The following is a 1,396-nucleotide window of genomic DNA, read 5'->3' as shown; positions in this document are numbered from 1 at the left end:
GGGTCAAAGTCAAATCGTATTGATGGCGACTTATGAGCATCACCTTTCGGTGATGCTTTTTTGTTGTTTAGGCGTGAATGAGCTTAATTCGAATAAACAAATGTGCCAGGTTCTTAAATCCAAAACAACCACGTTTAAGCTGTTTAATCTTTCGAATGATACCTTCTAAGGGTCCGTTTGAATATTGGTAACAACAAGCGTTTTTGATTCCTTGCCAGTTCTTTCTAAAAGTTGAGATAACCGTATCCATCTCACTTTGAATCGGCTGATAATGATTGATTAGCGCTTTAAGGGCTGCCGTATCACCTTCTTGGATCGCATGGAGAATTGTTTGGTAACTTGTATAAACTCGTTTAAAATCAGGAAATTGATCAGTAATCGTGTCCACGACTTCTTGGTCAGTAAGATATTCATTCAAACCACGTTTGAACTGTCTCCGCTGGGAATTAAGTTGGCTTTCATTACGATGGAACAACCGCCACTGCGACTTAAGCATTTTATAATGACGGCAGCGGTGATCAGAAAGCTCGTGAAGAATTGCCAACCGAGCTTGATCTAAAGCACGTCCAGCTAACTGAACGATATGGAAACGGTCAATGATAATCTCCGCGTTGGGGAAGATACGGTGGATAAAGTGTTGGTACTGGGCATTTAAATCCATTGTGACGGCTTCAACAGCCTGTCGTTCTGCCAGAGAATACTGGTTAAGGAAATAATCAACGATGTGCTTAGTTAATCGATCTGGCAGCAATGTGACCAAATTATGTGTTTGGGCATCAATACAAATGAATGAGAACGTTGAGTGAACCGACCGAAATTCATCAAAGCAAAGTATTTTCGGCAACCTACGGTGCTCTAAGAACGCCTTGCGACCCGTGTAGATTGTTCGTTGGACGGAGGTAGGTGACACGCCAACCAGTTTAGCAATCATCTCCGCCGTTAATGAGTTGCGGGCTAATTCATTGATTCGTATCCGAACTTGATTAGTGATTGAATGGTTCGGCGTGACAATTGGCGTGTGAGCCCCACAAGTTTGACCACAATTACGACATAAATAACGTTGTTTACGAAGGTGTAAACGCGTTTCTTGACCTGTTAAACTCGTTACGCGTAGCTTGGTTAACCGTGTGCCGTTCTTAACAATTGAGCGAAAACCGCATTGTGGACACCTGGTTAACCGGTAGGTTAGCCGACCATGAAGAACTTTGATAATCCGCTTTTCACCACCGACATACCTGATCTGATTTTCAACTTGACTGATTTCAATATTTTCATCTTTAATGTTCAATAAACTTAAGATAGAATTGTCTTGGGACATCACTAAAACCTCACTTCGATTCTTGTTTAGACGCTTAAATCGTAGCATATGGGACAGTGATGTCCTATTTATTTTGGA

1 protein-coding gene is annotated in these 1,396 nt (G+C 41.6%); it reads right to left on the bottom strand.

The window, feature by feature from the left end; translation table 11 throughout:
- Positions 1 to 67 precede the first annotated feature (67 nt).
- Positions 68 to 1,318, bottom strand: coding sequence for an ISL3 family transposase (locus tag JCM14108_RS13900; protein WP_035181572.1), 1,251 nt, complete (start codon positions 1,316 to 1,318; stop codon positions 68 to 70).
- Positions 1,319 to 1,396: the final 78 nt, after the last annotated feature.

It is taken from the genome of Lentilactobacillus farraginis DSM 18382 = JCM 14108, from assembly GCF_000583655.1.
GTDB lineage: Bacteria > Bacillota > Bacilli > Lactobacillales > Lactobacillaceae > Lentilactobacillus > Lentilactobacillus farraginis.
Note: the sequence above shows the minus strand (reverse complement) of the source record. Positions and strands in the feature narration are given on the sequence as shown.